Source organism: Yinghuangia sp. ASG 101 (genome assembly GCF_021165735.1).
Lineage (GTDB): Bacteria > Actinomycetota > Actinomycetes > Streptomycetales > Streptomycetaceae > Yinghuangia.
The window spans coordinates 305,413-331,148 of record NZ_CP088911.1; the positions used below are offsets into that span (position 1 = coordinate 305,413).

The 25,736-nt window shown below is 68.8% G+C and carries 20 protein-coding genes; 6 read left to right on the forward strand and 14 right to left on the reverse strand.

Translation table 11 applies throughout. The features are described 5' to 3' along the window. Positions 1-381: 381 nt before the first annotated feature. Positions 382-1,374, forward strand: a complete 993-nt coding sequence (locus tag LO772_RS01360) for a helix-turn-helix domain-containing protein (protein WP_231776441.1) — start codon at positions 382-384, stop codon at positions 1,372-1,374. A 231-nt stretch (positions 1,375-1,605) separates the two neighbouring features. Then, positions 1,606-2,490 carry a helix-turn-helix domain-containing protein gene (locus tag LO772_RS01365; protein WP_231776442.1) on the forward strand — a complete coding sequence of 295 codons (885 nt, stop codon included), beginning with the start codon at positions 1,606-1,608 and terminating at the stop codon, positions 2,488-2,490. A 120-nt stretch (positions 2,491-2,610) separates the two neighbouring features. Here the strand turns inward: LO772_RS01365 and LO772_RS01370 are convergent, their stop codons facing one another. From LO772_RS01370 to LO772_RS01425, 12 genes are all read right to left on the reverse strand, one after another. Beyond that, a complete protein-coding gene (locus LO772_RS01370; protein ID WP_231776443.1) occupies positions 2,611-5,031 on the reverse strand; it encodes a DUF3488 and transglutaminase-like domain-containing protein in 2,421 nt (806 codons plus the stop codon). A gap of 17 nt (positions 5,032-5,048) precedes the next feature. After that, the gene (locus LO772_RS01375) at positions 5,049-6,263 is read right to left on the reverse strand and encodes a DUF58 domain-containing protein (RefSeq protein ID WP_231776444.1); all 1,215 of its coding nucleotides are present in this window, start codon (positions 6,261-6,263) and stop codon (positions 5,049-5,051) included. A 112-nt stretch (positions 6,264-6,375) separates the two neighbouring features. Then, the gene (locus LO772_RS01380) at positions 6,376-8,802 is read right to left on the reverse strand and encodes a fibronectin type III domain-containing protein (protein WP_231776445.1); all 2,427 of its coding nucleotides are present in this window, start codon (positions 8,800-8,802) and stop codon (positions 6,376-6,378) included. Between the two features lie 213 nt (positions 8,803-9,015). Further along, positions 9,016-9,513 carry a hypothetical protein gene (locus LO772_RS01385; protein WP_231776446.1) on the reverse strand — a complete coding sequence of 166 codons (498 nt, stop codon included), beginning with the start codon at positions 9,511-9,513 and terminating at the stop codon, positions 9,016-9,018. Then, on the reverse strand, positions 9,477-10,994 hold the full coding sequence (locus LO772_RS01390; protein WP_231776447.1) for a bifunctional lytic transglycosylase/C40 family peptidase: 1,518 nt from the start codon (positions 10,992-10,994) through the stop codon (positions 9,477-9,479). Before LO772_RS01390 ends, LO772_RS01385 begins: the two co-directional genes overlap by 37 nt. 2 nt (positions 10,995-10,996) lie before the next feature. Beyond that, entirely contained in the window at positions 10,997-11,194 is a 198-nt protein-coding gene (locus LO772_RS01395; protein ID WP_231776448.1) for a hypothetical protein, read from the reverse strand. An 89-nt stretch (positions 11,195-11,283) separates the two neighbouring features. After that, positions 11,284-12,111 carry a hypothetical protein gene (locus tag LO772_RS01400; RefSeq protein ID WP_231776449.1) on the reverse strand — a complete coding sequence of 276 codons (828 nt, stop codon included), beginning with the start codon at positions 12,109-12,111 and terminating at the stop codon, positions 11,284-11,286. A gap of 53 nt (positions 12,112-12,164) precedes the next feature. Next, positions 12,165-13,535, reverse strand: coding sequence for an ATP/GTP-binding protein (locus LO772_RS01405; RefSeq protein ID WP_231776450.1), 1,371 nt, complete (start codon positions 13,533-13,535; stop codon positions 12,165-12,167). Between the two features lie 161 nt (positions 13,536-13,696). Beyond that, complete coding sequence (locus tag LO772_RS01410; RefSeq protein ID WP_231776451.1) at positions 13,697-15,175, reverse strand: SCO6880 family protein; 1,479 nt, start codon at positions 15,173-15,175, stop codon at positions 13,697-13,699. A gap of 27 nt (positions 15,176-15,202) precedes the next feature. Beyond that, on the reverse strand, positions 15,203-16,903 hold the full coding sequence (locus tag LO772_RS01415; RefSeq protein ID WP_231776452.1) for a hypothetical protein: 1,701 nt from the start codon (positions 16,901-16,903) through the stop codon (positions 15,203-15,205). A gap of 5 nt (positions 16,904-16,908) precedes the next feature. After that, positions 16,909-17,670 (reverse strand): hypothetical protein, encoded by a 762-nt coding sequence (locus tag LO772_RS01420; RefSeq protein ID WP_231776453.1) that lies wholly within the window; start codon positions 17,668-17,670, stop codon positions 16,909-16,911. A 118-nt stretch (positions 17,671-17,788) separates the two neighbouring features. Beyond that, a complete protein-coding gene (locus LO772_RS01425; RefSeq protein ID WP_231776454.1) occupies positions 17,789-18,142 on the reverse strand; it encodes a hypothetical protein in 354 nt (117 codons plus the stop codon). Positions 18,143-18,475: 333 nt separating this feature from the next. Here LO772_RS01425 and LO772_RS01430 point away from each other — a divergent pair, with 333 nt between their 5' ends. The 4 genes from LO772_RS01430 to LO772_RS01445 are packed head-to-tail and all read left to right on the forward strand — an operon-like array spanning position 18,476 to position 22,376. Next, positions 18,476-19,390 (forward strand): SCO6880 family protein, encoded by a 915-nt coding sequence (locus LO772_RS01430; RefSeq protein ID WP_231776455.1) that lies wholly within the window; start codon positions 18,476-18,478, stop codon positions 19,388-19,390. A 31-nt stretch (positions 19,391-19,421) separates the two neighbouring features. Further along, on the forward strand, positions 19,422-21,182 hold the full coding sequence (locus LO772_RS01435; RefSeq protein WP_231776456.1) for a type IV secretory system conjugative DNA transfer family protein: 1,761 nt from the start codon (positions 19,422-19,424) through the stop codon (positions 21,180-21,182). Then, the gene (locus tag LO772_RS01440) at positions 21,179-21,724 is read left to right on the forward strand and encodes a DUF4913 domain-containing protein (protein WP_231776457.1); all 546 of its coding nucleotides are present in this window, start codon (positions 21,179-21,181) and stop codon (positions 21,722-21,724) included. Before LO772_RS01435 ends, LO772_RS01440 begins: the two co-directional genes overlap by 4 nt. 25 nt (positions 21,725-21,749) lie before the next feature. Further along, the gene (locus LO772_RS01445; protein WP_231776458.1) at positions 21,750-22,376 is read left to right on the forward strand and encodes a DUF6668 family protein; all 627 of its coding nucleotides are present in this window, start codon (positions 21,750-21,752) and stop codon (positions 22,374-22,376) included. A gap of 500 nt (positions 22,377-22,876) precedes the next feature. Here LO772_RS01445 and LO772_RS01450 read toward each other — a convergent pair whose 3' ends face one another. Continuing rightward, positions 22,877-23,767, reverse strand: a complete 891-nt coding sequence (locus LO772_RS01450; protein ID WP_231776459.1) for a helix-turn-helix domain-containing protein — start codon at positions 23,765-23,767, stop codon at positions 22,877-22,879. 1,112 nt (positions 23,768-24,879) lie between these two features. Beyond that, a complete protein-coding gene (locus tag LO772_RS01455; protein ID WP_231776460.1) occupies positions 24,880-25,728 on the reverse strand; it encodes a prephenate dehydrogenase in 849 nt (282 codons plus the stop codon). Between the last annotated feature and the right edge of the window lie 8 nt (positions 25,729-25,736).

Below are 25,736 nucleotides of genomic sequence, written 5' to 3' on the forward strand. Positions count from 1 at the left end.
CCCGGGGACGGGCCGGTGTTCGACTGCCGCGGCGTTCCGTCGCGGCGGTTGATTTCGGTGCCGTGGTGACCATGGGATCCCCGTCTATTCATTCCGACCGTTGCGGTTCCGCAAATATTAACGCGGGACTCGCTCATACTCTTTTGTAAAAAGGCGCCAGGCCCCGTCAAGAGGGAAGTCCCGCGACATCACGCTCCACCGGCTTTGCCAAAGACACGCAGGTCGTCCGGGCCGTTGCAGGTGTCATCGAATCATTGCCGTGCTTTTCCGACTCGGATATCGTCGTGTATTTACATGCCTGGCCAACCGGTCCGGAACATCATGGACTCGCGTTCCCTCGAGGGATTACGCAGTTTGCCGGTCATCTGATCAGGGATGGAAATGGGGACAAGCGAGGCCGAGTACCGCATGCCGGAGTGGCTGCTGGGACGCGAGGAGACGATCGAGGCCTGCGCAGCGCGGGACATCGGGGCGATCTTCCGGCTGGCCCGGCGCCACACCGGCTGCTTCAACAGCAAACTGGCGCGGTTGTGCGGCCTCACGCCGAGCAGGGTGGGCGAGTACATCTCCGGGCGTTCGCGGGCCCAGCAGCAGCAGGTCATCGAGCGGGTGGCGGACGGCCTCGGCATCCCCGGGCACATGCTCGGACTCGCTCCCCGCCCTTGGGAGTCGTCGGCCACCCCGGCGGTCCCCGCGCCGATGCGGCCCGCGGGCGTGCCCCGGGCGACGGCGGACACGCCGAGCGCCAACGCCTTCGCGGAGGGGGCGGCGGTCGCGCCCGGCGACGTGATCGAGCTGAGCACCGAGGTGGCGCTGGACATCTCCGAGACCGGGGCGGCGCGGCTGATGTACCGGCACGTGCTGCTCAACCTCGGCGACCGGCCGCTGGCGAGTCTCGCGCGTCAGGTGTGGTTCGAGCGGACCTCGGGGCGCATCGTCCTGGCGGCGGTGCGCCCGCCCGACCCGGCGACGGCCCCGGCTCACGTGGTCACCATGCGGCGCGTCCACGAGACCGGCTCCTTCCTGAAGTTCGCGTGCCTGATCACACCGCCGCTGGCCCCCCGGGAATCGATGGTCGTGCAATACCTGTGCACCGGGGGCCTCTTCGTCGACGAGCACTACTGGCGCCAGGACATCATCCGGCCGACGCGGCATCTCCAGATCACCGTGCGTCAGCTCGGTGTGGCGGAGTTGCGCGGCTGCGACGTGGTCGCCGAACGGGGCGACGGACGCGAGGAGCCGTCCACGTCGGGGCTCACGTGGTCCCACCGGGAGGACGGGACGGTGTTCGTCACGTACTCCGGGGCGGACCTCACCGCGCCGCAGGCCCTGACGCTGCGCTGGGACGTCGCGCCGGCACGGTCCGGCGGCTGAACCGGCTCCGAACGCGGACGGGGCGGCGCACGCCCGGCACCCGTCGGGCACGCGTTTCGCACGCGAACCATCGTGCGGATTAACGGTGTTGTACCCGGCTCGGATAAAAGCCGGGTAACCACCGCGGCCTCCCGGATGCCCGTCCCGGGTGTCGAAACTGGCGTCAGCTCCGGCCGGCACGCCTCGGTGCCGTCCGGGTGTACCCCCGGATTTCGACGAAGGACCGCCGCGATGATCATCCGCCGTCTTCCCCCGCACGATTGGAGCGCGACGAGCGACAGCGGCGTCATCGGCGTCGACGGAGACGGCTTTCGGGTGCGGAGGAGCGGTCCTCCGGCCGAGGCCGGGCCGTGGTTCGGTGCGGTGACCGAATTCGCCTGGGACATCCCACGGCGGGAACGGCGCACGGTCACGGTGCTGCCGTATCCCGCCCCGCACCTTGTGCGGATCGGCTCGCGGCTGCTGTTGTGCGGCGTCCCGCGCACCCGTGTCGTGCACGAACTCACCGGCGCCGGGGACGGGTTCGCGCTGGCCATCCGCCCCGGAGGACTCGCCCGGCTGTTCGGGCTGCGCGACGCCGCGCTGCTGGCGGACCGGCCCGTCCCGTTGTCGCACCGGATCGGCCCGCTCCGCACGCAAGAACTCGCCGACGCCCTGCACGAGGCGACCACGCCCGACGACCACGTGGCCGCGCTCCGTTCCCGGCTCGGGCATCACCCTCATCCCGGCACCGAACTGGCGCGCTCCCGCGACGTGATCGAGGCGGTGCTGAACCACGGCACGGCGGTGCGCGTCCGGGAGGCGGCCGATCACCAGGCGCTGTCGATCCGTTCGCTGCAACGGCTCTTCAACGTGCACCTGGGGCTGGGGCCCAAGGCCGCGACACAGCGGTGCCGATTGGTGCGCGCGGCGGCGGAGTTGGTCCGCGAGCCCCATGTCTGGACCCGCGTGGTCGCGCAGTTCGGGTTCTTCGACCAACCGCATTTCATCAACGACTTCGGCAAGGGCCTGGGCATCACACCCGCCGCGTTCGCCGCGCAGTGCCGCACCACGCGGTACGCGGGGCCGTCCGACGCGGCGGAGCCCGCGCACCGGGCGCCCGCCGGTGTCCCTTGACGACGTGCGCCGTGACGCCCCGGCGGTCGGCGACGGACTCCGCCCTCGGAGGGCCCCCGCGGTCGCGGCGCGGGCGACGGCTCGCTCGCCGTGGCGTCGGGAGCCCGGCCCGACGCGGCGTCAGCTCCCGGTGGGCGCCGGGGGTTTCACCCCGGAGGACGATGCGGGGTGAAGCCGCGCCCGTCGCACCGCTCGCCGCGCCGCCGCGAGCAGCCCCGCCACCGAGCGCGGCCTCAGGCGTCCGGTCAGCCGGGCGAGCCGCGTATCGGCCGTCACCGCCTTGAGGTGCCCGCGCAACAGCCGTCCCTGACAGGCGCATGCGTCGGCCAGGGAATCCGACGGGTCGACGTCCCCGAACGCCACACCGTCGGCGGCCGACGCGACCACCGCGGCGGACTCGGCCGCTTGGGCACCCGCGTGGGTGCGGGCGTGGGCGACGACGTCGCCGGTGGTCGCTCCCGGAGGCAACGGCGGACCGATACCCGCCACGTCGTCGACCACCTGCTCCCATGCCCCCGCGATGCGCGCCCGGGGCGAGCCCCGGGTCCGGCGGCGGCGCAGCCAGGCCGGGCCGCCGAGGGCGAGAGCGGCGTACGCCGCGAGCACCGTGCCCGCCGTCGCGGGGACCAGTACCGCGGCGCGCACGCCGCTGCCGCCCGCACCGGCGTGGTCGGCGGACGGAGGCGCGTGGCCGCGGTTCTCGATCGCCCGGTCCACGTCGTCACGCGCGGGCCCCGTCTTCGGGTCGCCCGGCGGGACGGCCTCGCCGGGAACCGGGACGGGCTCGGTGACCTCCTCGGTGGGCGGGGCGACCGCCGAGGTGGCGCTGCCGGCACCGGGCGTGGGGAAGAACGGCACCCAGCCCTCGCCGGCGAACTCGACCTCGGCCCACACCAGGACGTCGCCGCCGCGCACCCGGGTCACCCCCTCCGGTGACCCGCCTTCGGCCCGAAAGCCGACCACGACGCGTGTGGGCAGCGCCAGTGTGCGCGCCATGAGGGCGAACGCAGTGGCGAACTGCTCGGATGTGCCCTGGTGGCTGGTTCCGAGGAAGTACTGGATGTGCCGGTAGGAATGCCCCGGAATCGCCTGGGGGTCGCTGACCGCGTGCCCCCGCAGCCACGACGCCAGCCGCAGCGCCTGTTGGTACGGGAACTGCGCTCCGGCGGTGGCCTCTTGCGCGTAGGCCCGCAGTTCGTCCACGACCGGTACCGAGGCGCCGGACCCGTCGGGGGCGGGGAGTTCGAGTGCCGACGCCGTGTCCCCCGCCGCCGCGAACTCGGTGTGCGTCGGGTCGTGCTCGGACGGCCGGCTGGTCACGCGGTAGTTCGTGCCGTTCCGCAGCGGTGTTGCCGAGGCCAGCACGCCGGCGTCCGGGTCGACCGCGAACGCGTCGGTCGCGTCCCGCACTTCGGTGGGGCGTTCGACGGCGGGCAGGAAGACGCCGGGGAGTTCCGCGACGGTGATGTCCTGCTCGACCTCGGGCCCGGCGGAGCCGCGCCCGGACTCCGGCTCGGGAACGCGTCCGCCGGACGGCAGGAAGCGCTCCACGGGCGCCCACGAGACGCCGTCGTAGTGGTCGAACACCGTCAGCCGGTAGAGCGTTCCGCCAGGCGGCGGTGTCGACCCGGCGTCGGTGAACATCAGGGTCTCGGGGTTCTGGAGCCACGCGGAGACGTACGCGAGGGGGTTCGGTCCGCGTACGGTCGTCGGAGCCGGGGGGTCGACGTGCCCGCGCGGGTCGAACGCGTGCCGGGTTCCTCCGGGGAGCGCGAGGGCGCCGAGTGCGGCCGGGACGGCGAGGGCGAGGGCGAGCAGTCCGGCCAACGCGGTCGTCGTGGGGCGCCGTGCCTCGCGCACCGCGAGGAACAGGCCGACGGCCGCCGCGAATCCGGCGACCAAGGGCAGCGACGTGCCCGGCGCCCCGGTCGCGAGGAGTGCCGCGCCCAGGAACAACAGCGTGGGCGGCACCAGCGCAAGTGCGGCGAGCCGTGTGCGGAACAGGAGTTCGGTGCCGATCCCGGACGCGGCCCACACGCACGCGGGGACCAGGACGGCGCTGCCGCCCGGCCGCGTCACGGGCAGCACCGTGGTGAGGATTTCGCGGGGTGCGTCGGCAAGGTCTCCGGCGAGCGCCGCGAGCGATCCCGGCGTCGGGATGACGGCGGCGAACGCCCGGTCGCGCGCGTAGGCCGCGGTGCCGGCCACCGCCGCGACCACGACGCTCACGGTGGCCGACACCGTGGCCGGGACGCGCGGCCCCCGACACAGCACCGCGACCAGGACCGCCGGGACCACGGCGGCGACCGCGGTGGGAAGCAGCACGGCGGTGAGACCGAACACGCGGTGGAACATGAGGCCCACGAACACGGCGAGCACCACCACCGTTGCCGGAGCGAGGATTTCCCTCAGCGTGGCGGCGGATTCCCGGGCCCGGCCCGGTGGTTCGGTGCCGCGCTGACCCGGTGGTGCGGCGCCGCGCGGTGGCGTGCCGCCGCCCGGTTCGGGGGCGGTGCGCGGTGGGGTGGTGTGCGCGGCCATGCGTTCCCGTTCTTCCCTCAGCGTGTGGCGCCCGGCCACAGGGCGGACACGTCGGCGAGTTCGGTGACGACGACACGGCGGACGCTTCCGGACGCGGGCACGGCGCCGTCCCGCGGCGGCTCGCCGACGTGGATGATGACGGCGTGTTCGTGGGCTCGTGCCGCGGCGGCGACGCGCTTGACCACGTCGGGTGCGGACCAGCCGGTCACGACGGCGAGCATGCCGCCCGAGCCCGCGCGCCGCAGTTGGTCGAGTGCGCGTGCGAAGTCGTCGTCGGCGGCGTGCAGTTCGCTGAAGTGCGCGAGCACGGCCGCGCTGTCGACGCGTCGGCCGGAGACGCCGCCGAACCGCGCGTCGCCGCCGAAGCCGGTGCAGACGCGCAGCGGGAAGTTCCGTGCCGACGCCGAGTATCCGACCGACGCGGCGACGTCGACGGCCAGTTCGAAGTCCGCGTCGGGGTGCGGACCCGCGTACGACCCGCGCCGGGTGTCGAGCAGGAGTGTGGTGACCGGCAGGCTCACGTCCGCCATCTGACGCACCATCAGGGTGCCGGTGCGGGCGGTCGCGCGCCAGTGCACGCGCCGCAGGTCGTCGCCCTCGACGTAGTCGCGCAGCGCGTGGAAGGTCATGGTGCCCTCGTTCGCCGAGTCCGACGACGGCCCGTCCAGGTGGTGTTCGCGGCCCGAGGGCGGCAACCCCACCGGGTGCAGCCGGGGATGGACCATCAGCGTCACCGCGGCACCGATCGGCATGGTGCGGCGGGCCAGCCCGAACACGTCGCGGCGGACGAGCCGCAGCGGCCCGACCGGCACCTGCCCGCGGCGGTGGGTCGGGACGGCGTAGTCGGCGCGCACGGTGGCTCCCGCGGCCAGCGTCGGCAGGCGTACGGCGACCACGGCTCCGTCGCAGTGGTCCTCGACCACGAGGCCCCGGCAGGCGCGGGTGCCGAGGTTGGTGACGCTGACGACGCCGCCCGCGCGGTCGCCGCGCGCCACCCGTGCCGGGCTGAGGCGGCGCTCGGCGGCCAGGCTCGGGCTCGGCAGCGTCCCGACGAGACCGACGGCGACCGCGGCGAGCCCGGTCGCGCCGAGCGCGACGGGCTCGGGGTGTCCGACGGCCCACCCGACGCCGAGCAGGACGCCGCACACCGCGAGGACGGTCCAACCCGCCGGAGTCGGCCGGGGACCGCGGCCTCCCCCGGCGGGCAGGGCCGTACTCGGGCGCGCGGTCATCGGGAACCTCCGAGGGGGCGGATGGCGTCGTGAACGGGCCGGACCGCCGCGGCGGCGCGCGGCGGTCCGGCCGCGGGCGGGGGCTGGGCCCCCGGCCGGAGAGGGACGGGAGTCAGTCGCATTCCCACAGCTCGGCCGAGAACTTGGCGGCGTCGGAGTTGGGGGTGCGGATGTACAGGTCGCTGGTGTAGCCGGTCTTGCCCTTCCAGGTGACCTTGTCCCAGATGTCGCCCTTCAGCGACGTGTAGTCGCGCGGGACCGTCTCGCCCTTGGTCTGGCACAGCACGGTGATCTCTCCCGTGTAGCCCGCGGGGATCTGCGCCACCGAGGAGGTGCCGACGACCGCGGGACCACTGCGGACACCCAGCGTGTTCCCGTCCTTGGTGTTGGGGCCGACCTTGTAGGTGCGGGTCGGCGGCTTGAGCTTGGCCACGGCCGTCGCCGCGGGGCCGGTGCCGACCTCGTTGGTGGCGGTGACCTTGACGTTGTACGCGTAGCCGTTGATCAGGCCCTTGGCGGTGGCCTTGGTCTCCGTGGTCTTCGTGCTCCCGCTGGACGCCTTGCCGGAGCCCGACCAGGAGACCGTGTACGTCACCTTGGAGCCGCCCGTGTTCGCCGGCGCCTTCCACGTGGCCGTGAAGCCCTTGCCGTTGCGCGGCACCTCGGTCTTGAGCGAGGTGGGCGCGGAGACGAGCACACACGGGCGTACGGCGGTCGACGCACCGGAGGCGACCTTGGTGGCGCCGAACTCGGCGACGACCTTGAAGCTGTATTCGTCGGCGCAGCTCAGCCCGGTGACGACGAATTGGAACGGGCCGCCGGGCGCGACCGACCCGGGCGTCGCCTTCGCGCCCTTGGGGAGGCCGTCAAGGGTGTAGCGCTCGGGGCGGGCGCCCGGGGACGCCGCGAAGACCAGCGTGATGCGGCCCGCGCCGGACTCCGCCTTCGGCGTGCCGGGAGGTTGCGGCTTCGGGGCGGGCGGCGGCGCACTGGTCGTCCTGTCGGGTGCCGGGTCCGACGCGGGCGGCTGGTCCCGCGACGGGGTGTCGTCGGTCTCGACCGGCCGCGGCTTCGGGGACTCCGGCGGAGACGACGGGGACGGCACCACGACGGGCACGTGCTCGGTGACCGTCACCACGACGGGCGGTACCTGGGGCTCGGGGGACTTCGGAGGGTCGGGATCGGGCAGCGCGGTGGTGGCGGGCACCTCGACGCGCCCCGGGGGATCCCGGGGGTCGGACGGCTCGGGAGAATCGCTCGCGGGGTCGCCCCCGCCCGGGCCGGGTTCGGGCCCCCCGGACGGCGAACTCGTCGGCTTCGTCGGCGAGGTCGTCTTGGTCGGCGGGGTGGTGCGGGTGGCGGTCGGCGACGGCTTGCCGGTGTCCGAGGGGACGTCGGGCTTGTACTTGTCGACCGGATACGGCGTGCCCTGCGCGTCGATGACGATCGCGGTCGCCTGGGTCTGGTCGTTGGCCCACAACATCCCGTCGCGGACGTCGAGTTCGAGCGGTCCGGCGACACCGGTGACGCGTACGGAAGGCGCGAACGAGGCCGCGGCCGTGTCGTAGACGACAAGCGACCCGCCCGTGCGGTCCGGGATGTACACGCGCACGCCCAGCACCTCGGGCGCGCCGAAGTCGCTGCCGGGGGTGGTCATCGGCGCGGCCTGGACGGCGCCGTCGTTGACGTTGAGCACCACCAGCTGGCCCGAGGAGGTGTCGAGGATCGGCACCATGGGCCCCTCGCCGGTCGCCGGAATGCGGACCGCCTCCGGCTTGGCGGCGGCGACGGCCTGCGGCAGGTTGATCGAGCGCACAGGCCCGTCCTCGCCCACGACGTGGGTGACGCCCGCGGTGGTGTCGGTCACCACGGGGTGCCCGTCCGCGATCGTCAGCAGCAGGACGTGCCCCGGCTCGGCGACCGGGATCGGAGGCGACGGGACCGCGCCGCGCACCGCGACGATCTGGCCGGTGGCCGGCAGGGTCACCCACAGGTTCCCGGCGTTGTCCGCACCGGCGGGGCCGAGAGGCTTGGTCCCGAGGTCGATCGGCGCCGAGACGGGCGTCAGGGACACCGGGTCGATGGGCTGCACGGTGCCCGCCGGGCCGTTCACCAGCCAGGCCTTGCCGTCGCCGACCGCCAGGGCGAGACCGTCGGAGCCGTAGCTGCGGATCTGCGGAACGGCGAGCTGCGCGGGGTCGATGCGGCTGACCGTACCCGTCCCCTGGTCGAGGACGAGCACGGTCGAGCCGTCGGTGCCGACCTGCAGCGGCCCTCCGGCGTCGCCCGGGAGTTCGACGCGGCCGTCCACCTGACCGGTCGTCCCGTTGACGTGCACGACGGTGTTGGCCTGGGAACTCGGCAGCCAGTTCCCGAGGTCCGCGAGCGACACCTTGGCTCCCGCGGCACCCGTGCCCAGCACGATCGACGTCGCGATCAGCGCGACGCAGACAACCAGCGCGACCCAGCCGACCTCACGACGCCGGGGCCGCCACCGGGCGAACCGCCCGCCGACGGGGTGAACAGACTGTGCGGTCATGGTCGTTCGTCTCTCCGGTTCTCCGGGTGTCCAGATGTCCGAGGGGTATGAGGCGTGCCGGGGAATGGGGATGCGGCGGTGGTCTCGTCGAGGACAAGCAGGCGACCCCGCGCCGGGCCCGGTCGTCCGACGACCCCGCCGATTCCACAGTGTGGACAGCAACGCCCGGGTCTGGCTTGCAAAAATGCGCCGATGTGGGCCGGAAACAGTCGGCTACCGGGTATCGATCCGCGTCACTTTCCACTCGGCCGTCGCGCTCGCGCGTTCCAGGACGACATACACCACGGCGTCCGGGGACTGCCCGGACCACCCGTCGCGCCCGGTGGCCGTCACGGCGACGCGCCAGGCGTGGAACGCGCGGAACGGGGTGTCCTCGGGTTTCCCGGTCTCGTCGGCCGAGTCCACCTGGCAGATGGTGTACGCCTCGTGCGCGTCCCACTCCATCCACTCGCCGCCGGGGCTGCGGACCGGCGGGTTGTCGCGCAGCTTCGCGAAGTACTCCGGGGCCAGGAACGGTTCGGCCCGCAGCACGGCGTCCCAGCCGGACGCGTCGATGGCGGTGTCCATCGTGTACTTGATCTCCACCACCGCACGCGACACCGCGATGGCGTCACGGCCGTCGACCGTGGAGGGCGGGGGCGGCGCTCCCCCGGCGGGCGTCCCGGACGTGCCGATCAGCGCGGGCGGCGGGGCCGTCGACCCGGTCGGCACCGGCGGTGTGCTTCCGGTCGGGTGCCCCGGTCCGTCGGTCCGTTCCGTTCCCGGGACACCGGGCGACCCGGCCGCGGTCCCCGTCCGGGTGGCACCAACCGCCCCGGACGTCTCCCGCGGCGCCTCGCCGGGCGCGTCCAGGTGACAGCCGACGAGGACCGCGGCGGCAGCGCAGGCTGCCACACCGAGACGTAGTCCGCGCGCCCGTGCCCCGGCGCGGCGGCCTGTGCGGCACATTCGGGGCATCCGTGGTCTCCGTTGTCTCGCGTGCCGCCGGGTTTGAGGATCCGGCGGAACATCCAGTACTCGCCGTTGTAATCGGACAGCGGTTTCACTTCGACGAATCTGCCGTGCGTATAGGCGTTGACCAGCTTTCCCCCACCGGCATAGATGCCGATGTGGTAATAATTTCCGCCCTTCCCTCCCGCGAACGCGACGGCATCACCCGGCCGCACCCTGCTCAGGTCGAACTTGTTCCCGCCGTAGCCCTCGGCCACAAGATCGCCTTCACGCCTCTGGAATTCGGCCGTGCGCGGCAGCATGACCTTCTTGCCCGATGCCTGATAGTACGCGTATTGCACGAGTCCCGAGCAGTCGAATCCGAACAGGCCCCGGTCGTCGTTCCCCGAATCCACGATTCCGTAGCCCGGCCCGTTCGCACCGCCGCCGCCCCAGGAATAGGTGAGTGTCTTCCCCGGATACTTCTTGGCCACCCACTTCGGATCCGCATACTGCTTGGCCAGGTACAGCGCGCAGAGATTCTGATCATTGGTCGAACAGTTCGCGGAGGCGCCGTCCGCGTACTTCGACGCGTACTTCATGATCCGCGGCACATAGTCCTTGGTCTCCTGAAAATCAGGAAATCCCCGGTAATAGCACACCGCCCCGGGACCCGCGTTGTAGCCGGCCAGCGCCAGTTCGAGAACGTCCAGGTCCTTGGACATCTCACCCGCCTTCGGCGGCGGCTTCGACTCACCGCTCGACAGCTGGCAGCCGCCCGTATACGTCCCCTCCCGCATCTTCTTGACGGATTCCACGATGGCGCAGTCGTACCGCCCCTGCGCCATGATCGCGTCCTGCGGGTCGAAGGGATCCGCCCCGTTTCCGCTGCCGTCCTCGTCCCGCCCGTACGACGGCCACGTCCCGGGCAGAAACTGGCTCAACCCCTGCGCGTTCGCATCACTGACCGCGTTCTTGTTCCACCCACTCTCCGCCTCGATCTGCGCCGCGACAATCGCCGGCGTAACCTCCGGACACATCGACCCGGCCGCCTCGACATACGGCGCGTAGGACTGCGCATGCGCCGGCATCGCACTCTTGTTGAGCCCTCCGCCGTAACTCCCGAACGCGTCCAGAGCGTCGGTTTTCGGGTCCCACGGAAGAAACGCCACCATGTACGACGCCGCGACCACCGCAAACGTCGCGGTCAGTGCGCCGCCGAGACCCGCCCCCACCGCGATGCCCCCCATCCCGAGGCCCACGACTACAGAACCGCCTCCAGGCCGGCTGCAAGCCCGGGGCCAAGGTGCGGAGCCATCGCAACCGCGGCCCCCAGCGCCACCCAGCCCGGATTCTCTATCGCCGTTTTCACGTAAGCACCGAGTGTGTGCACCGGCTGAAGAGTATCCAGCGCGCCTCGAACCGCACCAACGAACGGATTGAAGTCGATTTCATCAGACATCCGAAATCCTTTCACTGCCAAAGATCGGGAACAGACATATCGCCGGGCCACGGAAGGCCGTCCGAGAATTCACGGACAACCATTGATGCTCAGCCGATCAAAACGAGGCTGGCCAGCGCCATTGCCGACATTGCCAGACAAATCGAGCCGAGTACGACGACGATCCCGGTCGCAGTTTCGCCGAAACCATTCTGATACCCGACGGCAAGCTTTGCCGCACAGGACAGAACACCGACCACACCCGCCACCAAAGCAACCCACTGAGCAATGGAAAGGATTTGCGATATCGGTTGAGATATTTCTGGTGGGGCCGAGAATTGATATCTGTCATACTCATTCGTATCCACCAGTGGGCGCTGGGACCAGGATCTCTGAAAGTGAGCCTGATGAACACGACAGATTGATATCAACGCGCCGTCTCTCTCAACGTCCAGCGGCTCCACTCCTCTTTGGTACTGGACCGACTTGATAAGATCCCACCATTGGTCACACGGCGACTGCCGCATACCTAGTGTTTTGATTTTTGCGCATTGGGCATCACTGAGATCGCCCTCCGTTTCCGGGTTCCTCACCTCCCACGTCACACAGGGCTCTTCCTTGAGCTGGGAGAAATCCACCAAGTTTCCGGAAACCAGATGCTTCGCCATCCAGTCTTCCCAGTTGTCGTCGTCATCGGCGTTGATGTCAGAGGAATCCGACCAGCCGAAAGGACTGTATTCGTTGCCGTAGATTGACGTCTCGCTGCGGCAATACCACCAGAACCAGTTGCCTTGCGGATCCTTCGGCACGTAGAAGGCGTCGGGTTGGTGGCGGCAAGCCTCGGCCGCGTCGGTGTGCGAATCCTCGTCAAACGCATCATCGGCCCTCGCCGGCGCCAATGCGGCAATCACCGAGAGGACGAGGACCCAGACGACCACGCCTGCCCTTTTCCTCCATCGACGGCCACGGCTGACGCACCGACGTCCGGATTTCACGTCGTCCACCTGCGGTTGGTGTCGTTGATCGCCAACTCGGCCTTGGTGAGTCTGACCACCAGCGGGATACCCGGACGACCACCCACCTTGACCATGAACTTGCCCAGTCCGGGCGGCTGCGCCCTGGCCCGACCGGCCAGATCCCATGAAGGGGGCGTCGACCAGTCGACAATCATGCGCTGTTCCGCTTCGGTCATCCCCACCACTTCGGTGAGTTGCGGCATCTCTGCTGCCGGCAGCCCTCCGCATATGACCATGCCAGACCTCTCAACGAAGCCTTTTGCCTTCATGCGGTCTTCTTCGGACGGAAGCGCCAACAGGTCGGACATCGTGTGGGTGATCATGGCCATCCCCACCCCACGCTGCCGGTTCAAGCGGGTGAGAGCGTCCACGCGGTCGACCAGTCCACGCCCCACCCTGAGGACACGCCACAACTCGTCGAGAATGACGAAGTAGTGGCGTTGCGGCTCAAGTCCGGCATCCGCGAGTGCCTGCGCGACGGATACCGCGCCGAAACCATAACTCCAGCATGCGAGCAGGGCCGCGGCCTGGAGGTACGCGTCCGAGTCGTCAATGCTGCTGACGTCGAAACATACCGGGCGGTCGTGGCGCATCGGCTCGGTGGTCGGTCGGGAGAACATGTCCCCCAGGCGTCCGTTGCCGAGCAATCCGATCAGTGACGCCTCCAATTCTTCGGTGATGGCGTGATAACGCTCGATGTCACCGCGATCCAGGGCGGTCGAGCGCACGACATCCGGTGCCTCCTGAATGACCTTGAGAAGGTCGCCGAGCACCGGGACTCCGTCGTGGCGCTGGTCCAGCACATGCAACGCGACGTGCAGAATGCTCTCCTCCCGGTCGGTCGGTGGGACCCCCCGCAGCACCGTGATCAACGACGCGACGGCGTTCAGTCGCCTCCCGTGAGCGTCCGCCACGAGCGCCCTCCGAGCATCTCCGGTGAGCCGCCCTGCCGCTGCCTTCGACTCACCCGGATCGAGGACGTTGAGGAATCCTCGTCCACGGCCGAGGGCTATCACTTGGCCGTCGAGCGCGTGGATCAGATCCACGTAGTCGGGCTTGAGATCCCCGAAGACCAACGGCTGGACACCGTAGCCCGCCAGGCCGAGCGCCTGCCTCCGAACGATCGTGGACTTCCCCAGCCCAGGTCTGCCGAGAACGAACTCACTCGGATTCAGGATGAGTTGCGCACGCTGAAACCAACTGATGGGATCGCAGCACAGGGTCGCGTTGCCGTTGAGCGTACGGCCGACGGGCACACCGACCACGGGAGTGCCTGAACCGGCGCCGAACGGCCACAGACCACAAACCTGAACTGTGGTCCCGCGCCACTCGGGTGCGGCCTCCACATAGGCCGGATGTCCTCCTCCCCAACCGCCGAAACCACGCGGAGGCGCGGGTCGCACTCCGGGCGTCCTCTGACCGCGGTTCTTCGAACCGGGGGTGATTCCTCGCTCTTTCGAGTCGCGGGTCTCGCTCTCTGCCATTTGTCGGCCGATCTCCTCGGATCTCACATCGCGTCCCGAACGGTCTGCGGAACCTTCAGGTGCAGGGGCATCACCAGCCCAAGCGGCAGAGCCGCCAGAAAGGCACTGGACTGCCCATAGCGAACTCGACGCAGCCGCAGTCGGGATGCCGCCGCGAGGTTGTCAACGGCCGAGGCCGCGAGACTGAGATCGTCGCGATCCGCAACCGTGGCCGTGACGTACAACGAAAATCGCACGAGTCCCGCACCTGTCGCCTCTTCCTGAGCCGCGCGGTCCGCGGCCATGACCGCGAGCGAATCTCTCGCCTGGGCGAGCTTCGCCTGTTTGGCTTTGAACAGCGCGTCTTTACGGTCACGTTCCACCAGGCGGGCGGAGGAGCCGACGTCATGAGGCCGGTACATGAGAGTCACCCGCTTGCGGAGGATGTCGGGATGCGGCATCACCAAGCGGTTCAGCACATTTGAGAAGACCTCCCCCCGGGGGGCTTCGGACATCGCCCACGTAATCGACCACGCGGTGTCATGGCGATAGGCGTCAGCAGTCTCCAGCGTTCCCACGGGCCCCACTTCGCTCCACGACACCTCATCCGGCGCTCCGTCGATGAACTCGGCGGCGGCGGGATCGTAAGCCACCCGCAGCATCAGGCCGAGTTCGCGGGCGGTCATGGGAATAGCGGGGCCCGCTCCGGTCATCTGGAGGTCGGTCGCGAGGCCCGGCAAGCGCGCCGCGAGCATTTTGGCAACCGCTTCAACGTCGCGGCGCGCTCCGGTGTTGCGAGCGGCACCGGAGTAGGTGAGAGCGACGCGGCTGGTCAATGTGGCCGACCCCAACGGATAACTCTGGACGATCTCGGCGAGAACTTCGCGTGCCAGCGGCGGCGCTTCTTGCCGCATATTTCCGTAGACCTCGCGAGTCAGGCGCGCACCTGTGTCCGGTGCGGCCTCGATGGTCACAGACGCGGCCACCAGCCCCGGCTCATGGCCGAGTTGTGTGAGCCAGTCACCCCAGTACGCGACCCAGGTATCGACTTGGTCGGTGTCGACGAGCGACGCTCCGTCGGCATGACAGTCCAGAACAACGGTGTGGTGCCAGGGACCGGGCGCTGTCACAATCGCGAACGGCTGACCGTGCGCGTCCTCGGTTTCGGTGATCTCCAACGGAGTCCCCAGGCCGGGAAGGACGTTCGACAAGGTCGGAATGCGACCGAACGGACCGGACCGGTAGACGTGACGCCCCCGCATCACACCCATGGCCCACGACCCCGTCGCGGTAAGCCATTGCACCCCATTGCGGCCGTGCTCGTCCCGGATGAGCATCGGTGCGATAACCAAACCGACCGCCACGGCCATGCCCAATGCCAGCACGATCGACAAAAACAAGGCTCCGATGACCAGCAAGGAGCCGATGAACAGCATCAAGGTGCCGGCAAGCCCGATACCGAAGATTCCCGGTGATGTCGGTTTCCGCCAGTTGCCGTAGGTACGGGAGTCAGACGTGCCCACGCGACCTCCTTCCGGTTGACCTGCGCATCAGCGCTTCACCAGACGGGCACCACCGGCGAGGACTCCACCGACGATCGTTGTCGCGGCAGCTTGGCCCCCAGCAGCCGGCGAAACGATCGGGAAAATCATTTTGATCAGCGCGGGAAGCAGCAGCGACATCAACAGCAGGATGACAGCTCCTCGAAACTGCCCCTCCGCCCCCATGGATGTCGAATTCGAACTGAACAGCCGCGCCGAGGCGACAAAAATGGTCACCGCCGCCGGCTTGATCAGAATGAATGCACCGAGGTACGTCAGATGACGGGACATCCACGATTTTCCAACCTCGGTGTTCGTAGCTGCTGCGGCCAACGGCAACGTCCCCGCCAGGATGGTGACAAGAGGGATGCGCGCGATCATGTAGGCCCATTGCACGAGTGCGCCCGCCAGCAGGCAAAGGCTCAGCAGAACGAGGAGAATAAAGTTCAGGTTGCTGAGGTTCGCGGTAAATGACTCGACCGCGTAGGTGGCGGCTTCCTGGCCCTGAGCCCGACTGAGCGGTTCCGTCGAGGAGGGATTGAGACCCCGCACGAGGATCCACGTCGAATACCAACTGGACGCGGCAACCAAGGAGTTGATCAGCAATACCGACAAACCGGAGACCAAGACCAGGACAACGACGCTCCGAAAAACGTCCTGGGCATGTTGAACCTGGCGAGTCAGCGACATCCGTATCGAAGCAACGATGATAGACAAGGCCACCAGAGTCAGCGTGATCACATTTGTGTGCTGGATCAGGAAGTTGACATTCTGTTCAACATTGATCCCGGAATCCTTGCCACTGTCGATCATTGGATCAGGAGCCAGGATCCACCACAGGCTGACTTCGCCCACGGCCTCTGAGAGTCGCTTTGCCGTCCATTCGATCGGCGCCTCCAGGAACTCATCGTCCTCGAACGCGGAACTGGGTGCCGGCTTGTCCGGGTCATAGTCGCAGAATTCACCCCCCGTGACATCGCACGACCGCGCCCCCTTAGTTTCGGTTTCGTACTTGAAATGAGAAATTACTTCCGCATTCTGTATCTCACAGTTCCGCAGAAGTTGACTCCCGTTCCCCAGCTTGTCCTTGGGGCAAGGTGTTTCATCACGCGGATCGATACAGGTAACCTCCGATGAGGCCACTGCAATAAATTCACAGGGTCGACTTACCGACGGATCGTTGTTTCCATTCTCCCAAAATGACGTGGCATTGTAAGGCGAAGTACTGGGAAGTTTCTTGGCGGGCGCCCCGTCTCCGTCCATGGCGCATTCCAGATGGTATTTCGGAATGTTGTCGATTTGCTCGCAGTCGTCATACCAGACCGCCATCGCAATCTGCATTTCCCAATAATCAGATGTGGTACCTCCCTCCGGCAAGGGCGCATTCCACCCCTGGGTTATGTCCCCGTGCAGTACCTTGTTGTCCTTGTCTCGCAGCCTCACCTGCTGATTGATCTGTGGATCCGTGGTCGGGCAGTACACGTTCCACAGCGCCCCACTCGCCATCGCCGGCACAAACAAGCAGCCTCGGGTCAAGTGGGCATCGGCCTCGGGGATCATGTCGTCAGCAGGCATGGCGGGCGCAGTCTGCGGCGAAGCGGACGCGGCCCCCCCGCTCATTCCGAACAACAAACCCACGGCCAGGAAAACCACGGCAAGCCTGCGCATCGACCGTTTCCAGTCACCACGCGAACGCTGCTGCGCACCCACGGACTTCACTCCTTCCCCCACGGCACAAAACCGTCCAGCGACTCGGGTCGTTGCGACAACGCGCTGACAGAGCCGCCGGGCTGCGCTTGAAGAAGCCAGTCGTCACCATTCCAGATCACCGTGTAGACCGCGGACTGCATGCGGACACCACTTTCCGAGGAGAACGCGAGAGCGATCACAGCCTGATCGGGGCTGTAGCCGAGGAATTTGAAACCGGCCGGCTGCATCAGCCCGGTCACATCCCGTACCAACCCGGGTTCGGCGGTTCCCACGAGACTGGTCATACGGGAAATAAACTCGTCAGCCGCCGGACCAGGCAAAATTTGATATTGAGCGACGGATCGCCAATCAGGGGCAAGCACCGCACGAGAAGATATCTGCATGGCTGCGAGAAGCGCACCGGTCGGCGTATGCGCGAAACAGCGCGAAACACTTCCCGATCCGCCCACCGGACCCGAGAACCGCGACTCCGGCATGGCGAGCCCGCGATAGCTCTCCCATTCCAGTTCCGAGGGCTCCTGCGTCGGTGTGTCCACCAACCCGCCGTCCAGCACCGGGCACGGTCCCGTCGGAGAATTCGGCTTCGGGACCCCTCCGGGCGGTGGCTTCGCGTCGTTCGCGGGAAGGGGGTCTCCCCCTGCGACGGGCACCTGCGATGCATCGCTCGGTTTCACCACCCCGGGATGGTCACCGGCAAGAATATCCGAGACAACCCAAAAGATGCAGAGGCCCAGGCATGCGAGAATGACCGCGGAAACAGCCGTCATCGAGCGTATCCGCCCCCCGAAGGGGGATGACGCGAAACCCCACGGCTCGGAAGCCTTCCCTGCGGACTTCGTTCTCGATCTCCCGAACAGCGGAACCACCCCGAAAGCGCGTAATTCGCTATACCACAACGATGCCGATGATGCCGGAAGCCGAGACTGCGACAATGCAGGCGATCAGCGGGGACAACAGCCCGGGAGCGAGGACCTCGCCGCCCTCCTTGTAGGCGATGGCAACCCGAACCGCACAGAAGAGGACGCCAGCCGCCGCCAGGCTGAAGACCACCCACGTGATGAATCCGAAGATCCGCGAGACGCCGCTGCTCAGCTCATTCGGAATATGCACGTCCTGCTTGTCCGGGACGTCACCACTGTTCGGACCGTTGGTGTCGACCGGACGCGGCAGCAGATGCGGAATGGCATCGAGCGCATTATTGACAGCATCTAGTATCACGTGAACCTCATATTCTGCCATGGAGCCTCGGTCCATGGTGGGGCGCCGACGCGGTATCCGGCTTGGATAAATGCGACAGGTCTCAGAGTTGGCCGTCGGATCCCCCGTATGTCCGTCAATCTGCCACCAACCGGCCCCCCGGAAACTCCGAAACCTTGACTCGGCAGGCACTTTGCCCCGATGGTTCATAAGAGTTTTCGTTGGCCATGATCGAACGGGACTGCGATGTCGCGTTTTTCCCCCACACCCGCCGTCGCCTCCACCGCGGAGGCTCGGAAACAAATCCCCGGAGCCATTCCTCGCGGGCGTTCCGCGCGGGTCGGCAGCCACGGCGTCTGCCGAATCCCCGGTGTTGTGCCCGGTCTCAGACTGCACGAGGCGCCGGACTCCTACGGCCGACCGTTCGCGTTCGTGTCGACCACGGCCGGCGGGCTCCACGCGATCGCCGTCGAGTACAGCGGCGACGGCGCTCCGGCGCCGGACGAGTCCGTCGAGGCCTGGGTCGCCCGCTGGGAACGTGTCGTGGCCGAGCTGCGCGCCTCACCCCTACAGGGCATCAGCGTGATGACCGAGTCGACCCGACCACACGTGCTGCGCTTCGTGCTGACCTACACCGACACCGAACCGTCGAACTCCGCCGCATCCAGCCGTCGACGCGGGCGAGCCAACGTATCCGAGATGGCAGTTCGGCTCGGCTCCCGGGTTCCGCGCATCTGCTCGCTGTTGGAGGCCGACGCGGGAGGCCGGGCCGCGCCGTTGTCGGCGCGGTCGATCACGTACGCCATCCGCGCGGTCTTCGACCCCTCGGTGGCCGACATGGTCGGGGAGATCGACGGCCGACCGGCCCCACGATGGCGCGATGTGGCACCGAAGACCGTACGCGAGGCGTGGGACCACGTCGTGCACGACCGGGCCGCGTCCGTCACATGGGTGATGACCGGGGTGCCGGAGTCCGAGCCCACGGATGCCTTTCTGAGTCCCGCGCCCAGGTGTGCGAACGCCCGCCTCCACGTCTTCTTCCGCCAACCGAGCAGCCCCACGACGCATCACGACAGGGTTGCCACGTCGTTCACCGCGTCCTCCGTCGGCGCGACCGATGACGGTGTCGCCGCCTTGGGAGAGTTGCCGAACCGTCTGTCACGGCCGGTGCGGTGGCGACTGCGCCGGGTCTTCGGCGGACAGGTGGCCGCGTTCGCGGCCGGTGCGGGCCTCGGGATGGCGGTGCCAGGGCAGTTGAAGCCCCCGCAGGCGGTCGGAGCGCGGCGATGAACACGACGACCACGACTCCGGTTGGGTCACCGTGAGTGCGACAACGCGGCGCCGGGGGCCCTACCCGCACACCGCTTCCCTGGTGATGATGATCATGTTGGTGATCGCCTTCATGATCGCGTGCATCCTCTGGGTCGGGGCATGGTTCGCCACCCTCGGCTCCCACGATGCGCCACCATCCCCGGTCATGCTCGCGGTGCGCCTCGTCGACGGACAGTACGCCTGGCCAGGTGCCACCGCGACGGCGGCGTCCGTGACCGCGGCGATCCTGGTGGCCCTGGTGGGCGCGGGCATCGCCTATCTCGTCTCGGCCGTCTCCGGCAAACGCGTCAAGGTCGATCGGGCCATCCCCTATCTGGCCTCGATCAAGGACCTCGCCCCCGCCACGGCCAAAGGCGTGGCTGAGACCGCGTCGCGGCTCGGGCTCGAAGGTCTCTCGCCTCCCGGGGTCCTGATCGGACGCACAGTCAGAAGCGGTCATTCGCTTTGGGGTTCGTGGGAGGACATGCACGTCGACATCTGGGGGCCGCGGACCGGGAAGACCGCGTGCCGCGCGGTTCCGAACATCGTGGCCGCTCCGGGTGCCGTCGTCGTCACATCCAACAAGCGCGACGTCGTCGACGCCACACGGGAAGTGCGCGCCGAGTACGGCGATGTGTGGATCTTCGACCCGCAAAAGCAGGCGGGTGCGGAACCGATCTGGTACTGGAATCCCCTGGAGTACGTCGGCAACAGCATCGTGCTCGCCATCAAGCTGGCTTCCCGCATGGCCTCGATCAACCGTCCCGGCCACGCACGCAGCGACGCCTACTTCGAACCCGCCGCGGAAGACCTGATCGCGAACCTTCTACTGGCCGCATCGATCGACGGTCGGCCGATCACCGACATCTACCGCTGGATCACGCGGCCGGATGACACGACTCCCGAGCAGCTCCTGCGCGCGGCAGGCCATGAACTCTCCGCTGACGCCCTCGATTCCGTCATCACCGCACCCGACCGACAGCGCGCGGGTGTGTACGGCACTGCGGCACAGATGGTCTCGTTCCTGATCGCTCCAAGTGTCACGGAGTGGATCACCCCGGGGCAGAACCCGAACCGGCCGCAGTTCCACTACAAGCAGTTCATCGCGGAAGGGAAGGACACGCTGTACCTACTCTCCGAGGAGACGAACAAGATGGCCGCGCCCCTGGTGGTGGCACTCACCGCGGCACTGGCCGAGGAAGCCGAGAACCAGGGCCGGGACGGTCCCGGCGGTCGGCTCCCCGTACCGATGCTGTTCGTTCTCGACGAGGCCGCGAACGTGTGCCCGTGGAAGGCCCTGCCCGACAAATACTCGCACTTTGGTTCGCGCGGCATCGTCATGATGACCATCCTCCAGTCATGGGCGCAGGGCGCGGCGGCGTGGGGAGACACCGGCATGTCGAAGCTGTGGGGTGCGGCTAACGTGCGCGTCTACGGCGGCGGTGTCGCCGACACCAAGTTCCTCTCCGACCTGTCCGCCGCATCGGGCGTCTTCGAGCCACACACGACCAGTTACTCCCGCAAGGCCACGGACCTGTTCGAACGCAATATCAGCCGCGGATCGCGGTCAGAGCCGGTCCTGGACGTTCCCGACCTGGGGTCGATGCCCCGCGGACGTGCGTTCGTCCAGCTCAGCGGGGCGCCGCCGGTCCTCGTGCGGACGGTGCCGTGGTGGGAGGGACCATACGCCGACCGGATCCAGGCGTCGCTCGACCAGCATGAGCCACCACCCCAGGTCTCGTTGACGAAGAAACAAGGGAGCCCGGTATGAGCACGCCAAGCGGGATCCCCAAGGGACCCGTCGACGGTCCCGTCGAGTTGGCATTCACGTCGCTGGACCAGTTCGTCCGGGAATATCTCTCCCAAGTGATCCACCGACGGCTCAACCGATCGGTGCAGCTGTGGTGTCCTGAGTGGTGGCGTCACTCCGAGGCCGTGGCGCGTCTCTCGGTGATGTGGCGGGCGTTCGAATACCTCCGACAGGTGGATCCGGCATTGGGCATGTCGACCTGGTGGCTTCAGCACGCCGATCCTCATCTTCGCGCACTCATGCACCCGCAGTACGGCCCGTTCGTCGCCTGTGACCCGCGCGACGGCCACGGCGACATGCAGCCGGGCGGACTTCCCGCGGTTCCAGCGCCGGACATACTCATGGCGCATCCGGCCTTCGCCCTTCAGGACGAGGACTTGGAGGCCGTCGTCCCTCAACCTCTCAGCGCCCAGCGCCCGGAGCGATCCACGACGGACACCGACAGCACAGCGGGAAAGGCCAAAACCATGGACAAGGACCACGGTCGCGAGCACGGCGGTTGACATGAGGTTCCGGAAGGAAACAGCGATGAAAGCCGACGGGCCGCCCAACCCGTGGTTGGCCGCGAGGGCGCGGGACGACCACGTCGCGGCACCGGTCGTCGAGGCCCCGAGCCCCGGGGCCACGGCGGTCCGCCCACAATCCGCGCTCGCGGCCGAATCGCCCCTGGAAGGCCTGGCGTTTCAGGCGGTCGCGCTGGATGCGCCCAATCCGCCGTGGTGGTGGGTGGGTTGCCACGGCGGCGCCGGGGTGTCGACGCTGGCGAGTGCCGTGGCGGGGGGACGCGAATCGACCAAGGCGTGGCCGATCCCCGCCAAGGGCAACGTCAGCCGGGTCGTGCTTGTCGCGCGGACAAACGCCCCAGGCCTCGCGATGGCGCAGGTCGCCGCGCGCCAGTGGGCGGCGGGGCGGGTTCCGGGGGTGACGCTGCTCGGGCTTGTGGCGGTCGCGGATGCCCCCGGGCGCCTGCCCCGTCAACTGGCCGAACTGCTCCGGCTCGTGGCGGGCGGGGTTCCCAAGGCGTGGTTCGTGCCGTGGATCGACGCGCTGCGGTTCGACCGCCCCCTGCCCGGCAGACTGCCGAAAGGGCTGACCGCCTTGGAGGCCGAACTGACGCCGCTGCGCGTCGAGTCCGGGCAGCCGACAAGCGTGTGACGCGGGCGCCGACCACGTCTTGACCGTGTCCTCGGTCCACCACGCCGATCACGGAGCTTCGCGGCGCGGCAAGGAGTGAGGCCCCGCGGCCTCTGGGCCGGCCGACGCGGACGTCCCCTGCGCACAACCCGTTGTCGGGCGTGCCACCGGCATCGCGGCTCGGCGCAGCGGCGGGGACAACCACGACTCGGGTGGGCTGGTCCCGTCACGCGCGCAGCGGGTCCTCTGTTGCACTCACGCGCGTCGTGGCGCGCGAAGAACCGGGCAATCGCGGCCTCTTGGGCCGACCGACGCGGAATTCCCCCGACGTACACACCCCATCGTCCATCGAGGCGGCGGGAGACCGGCGCTCCACGCGGGCACCTCCGGCACCGGTTTTCCGAGGCGGCGACGGCGTCGCCGACGGCGGGGTATCCGCTGGGACTTCTCCCGGGGCCCGGCGCGGCTTGTGCGGTGAGCGTGTCGCACAAGCCGCGCGGCTCCCGGCGGATCGCCTCGTCTCAGGCGCCGACCGCCGCGGGTGCGCACAGGGCCTGTCGCCCCTGACGTCCCGTCAATTCAGGGCTCCGCAACCGCTGCGCGAAGGCCGCCGGTGTGCTGCCGAGCATGTCGGCGAAGTCGCGGGCGAAATGCGAATCATCGAAGTAGCCGAGGGACGTGGCCAGTTCGCTGGCCTTCTGGGGCGGGTCGTACTGCAGGCGATACGCGCCGCGCAGCACGCGGTAGCGGCGCAGCAGCCATTTGGGGCTGACGCCCAGGTGGCGGTTGAAACCGCGCTGGATCGTGCGGGCGGACAGGTGGAACCGGTCCACCAGTTCGACCACGCGGGTCAGTCCGTCGTCGCGGATGGCGTCGACCATCGCGCCCACCCGCGCCAGGTCGGGATCCTCGGGCAACCGCGGTGCGGTGCGGAGAGATCGCTCGAACGCGGCGGCGAATCCGGGCAGTCCGTCCCCGGCAGCGGCGGTGCGCAGGTCGGCCGCCAATTGGGGCGTACGCGCCCCCCACGCGGTGTCGGCCACCGGGACCTTCCGGTCATTGAGAGCCGCCGTGGCCCCGCCGACCAAGGGGGAGACCACTCCCGGACGAAGTGCGGCGGCGTACAAGGTGCCCGTGCGCGGGACCTTCGTGGCGCGGCAGCCGCGCATGATGCCCTGACAGCTCACACGTTCGCCGTTGAGCACGACCAAGGGGTCGGGCAGGAGCAGCGACACCGCGGACGCTTGCTGTTCGCGGCCCGGCCGGACGGCCCAGCGCAAGGCCCAGAAGCGCGCCACCCGGTCGGCGTATTCCGGCGCAGGGCAAAGGTTTTCGGTGGTGAACTCGACACCGGAGGTGCCGATGACGCCGATCGTGGACACGGCGGTGTAGCGGAGGCGGGGGGAGACCAAGCTTGGCATTCCTCTCCGATCGACGGACAAGAGTGGGGACGTGGGCGTCGTCTCCCGGCCGGGCGACGACGCCTCGGTGTCTCCGCCCTCAGGTCTGGTGCGAGTTCGCCGGGCATGGGGCCCGGTCAGCCGGGTCGGGCGGAGTATCCGCTCGATCCTTCGCATCGGAATGCCTGTGACGGCGACGCGCATATGACGTGCGCCCCCGTGAATCGGTTGCCTCACGGCGAAGCCGTCATGGTCGGTCCGGAGCTCCCCGTTTCGCCGGTCCGGATACGCGTGCCGTCCCGGTGTCGCGTTTTTCCCGCGCAATCACCTCCGCGCGGATCCCGGGTCATCGCACACCCGGTTGCGGCTCTCCGAAGACGGTGCCCCGCGTCGGCACGTCGGCGCGTCGATCAGACGAACTCCCCCTGAGTGAAGCCCTGTTCACCGTGCACGATGCGGTGGCCGAGGTACGTCCGCGCGGCCCCGCCACTATCCACTTCGCGCACACCGGGCACCATGCGAGGGCGATCGTGCGGACGCGTTCCTATCCTCTTCGCGCCACGAATCCGGTGAGCCGAACAAGGGGGAAGCCGACACCGTGAAGCGGAAACAGACTTTCGGTTGTCGCCGAGAAAAAAATTTCGCCTGTCCGTTTCGCGTCTGCGCGATTCGGAGGTCCACCGCGGGACACGGCGGCGAGGCCGGGTCACGCACCGGCGCTCATGCGCTGGTCATCGGCACCCGGCAGCGCGTGTCCCGTGATCGAGGGCGCGGTGCTCCGCAAACCCAGGAGCCCCCAGGCCCCGGCATCCCCATGGATTTGACCTCAAAGCGGCCCTGAGCCCGAACGTCTCGCGCCGACGCGGCGTTCCCGCCGATCGGCCACTCGCCCCGGTCCTTCGGTCCGACAGGCCCCCGGGAATCCGGCTCGACGGCGACGGGTTCCGCGACGGGTCCTGGCGGCACGACGGAGCGGCCGGCGGCTCTCCCGGCCCCCAACCGTCCGTGGGCATGGAGAACACCCCGCGCCCACCCTGCCGTTGTTCCAGCCGCCGTCGCTCCGGTTCACGCGTCGCGTCGCGAGGACGGGAATGGCACCATCGAGCCTCGAAGCGCCCCGCGCCTCAGCATATTTCCGCGCGCCCGGCCACTCCCCGGGCCAGGAGCCCCAGCAACTCGTCTTCCGCGGGGGATGATTCGGTGGTCCCACGGGCGGCGAGCCCCCGCAGGATCTCCACCGTCTGCTGAAGGTCTCCGGCGTACTGCGTGAGAATGTCCGCCACAGCAGCCGCGTTCGCGCGCAGAATCTCCGACCACAAGAGTGGATCGGAGCCCGCGACGCGCGTGACGTCGCGGACTCCACGGCCCGCGAGGCGGGTGGCCTGCCCCGCGGCGCCGCACAATCGACCGGCCAACAACGCCGCGATGAGATAGGGGGCGTGGGACACCAGCGCGACCGCGGCATCGTGTTCGTCGGCGTTCATCACGACCGGGGTGGCACCGCAGAGAGACACCAGCTCCAAGACGTGATTGAGCGCCCGTCCGCCACTGGCGGCGTTGGGTACCACCGCCCACGAAGCACTGCGGAAAAGGTCCTTGTCCGCGGCGTGGGGTCCAGAACGCTCGCTTCCGGCCATGGGATGGCCGCCCACGTAATCGGTGAGGTCGCACCCGAGGGATTCCATCTCCCGCAACGGGTGCGCTTTGACGCTCCCGACGTCGGTGTAGGTGAACGCGATATTCCTGCGCCGACACTCGTCGAGTGACGCGGCGATCGCGGACGGCGGAACCGCCACGATCGCCAAGTCGACGCGCTCCTCGGGCCATCCCGAAATACCGGCCCCGCGATCGGACGCGATCCTCACCGCTTCCGGGTCACGGTCGCAGAGATGGACGCGAACGCCGCGCTCGGACAGGGAAAGCGCCACCGATGTGCCGATCAATCCCGTACCCATCACCACCGCAGTACGCATTTCACCCC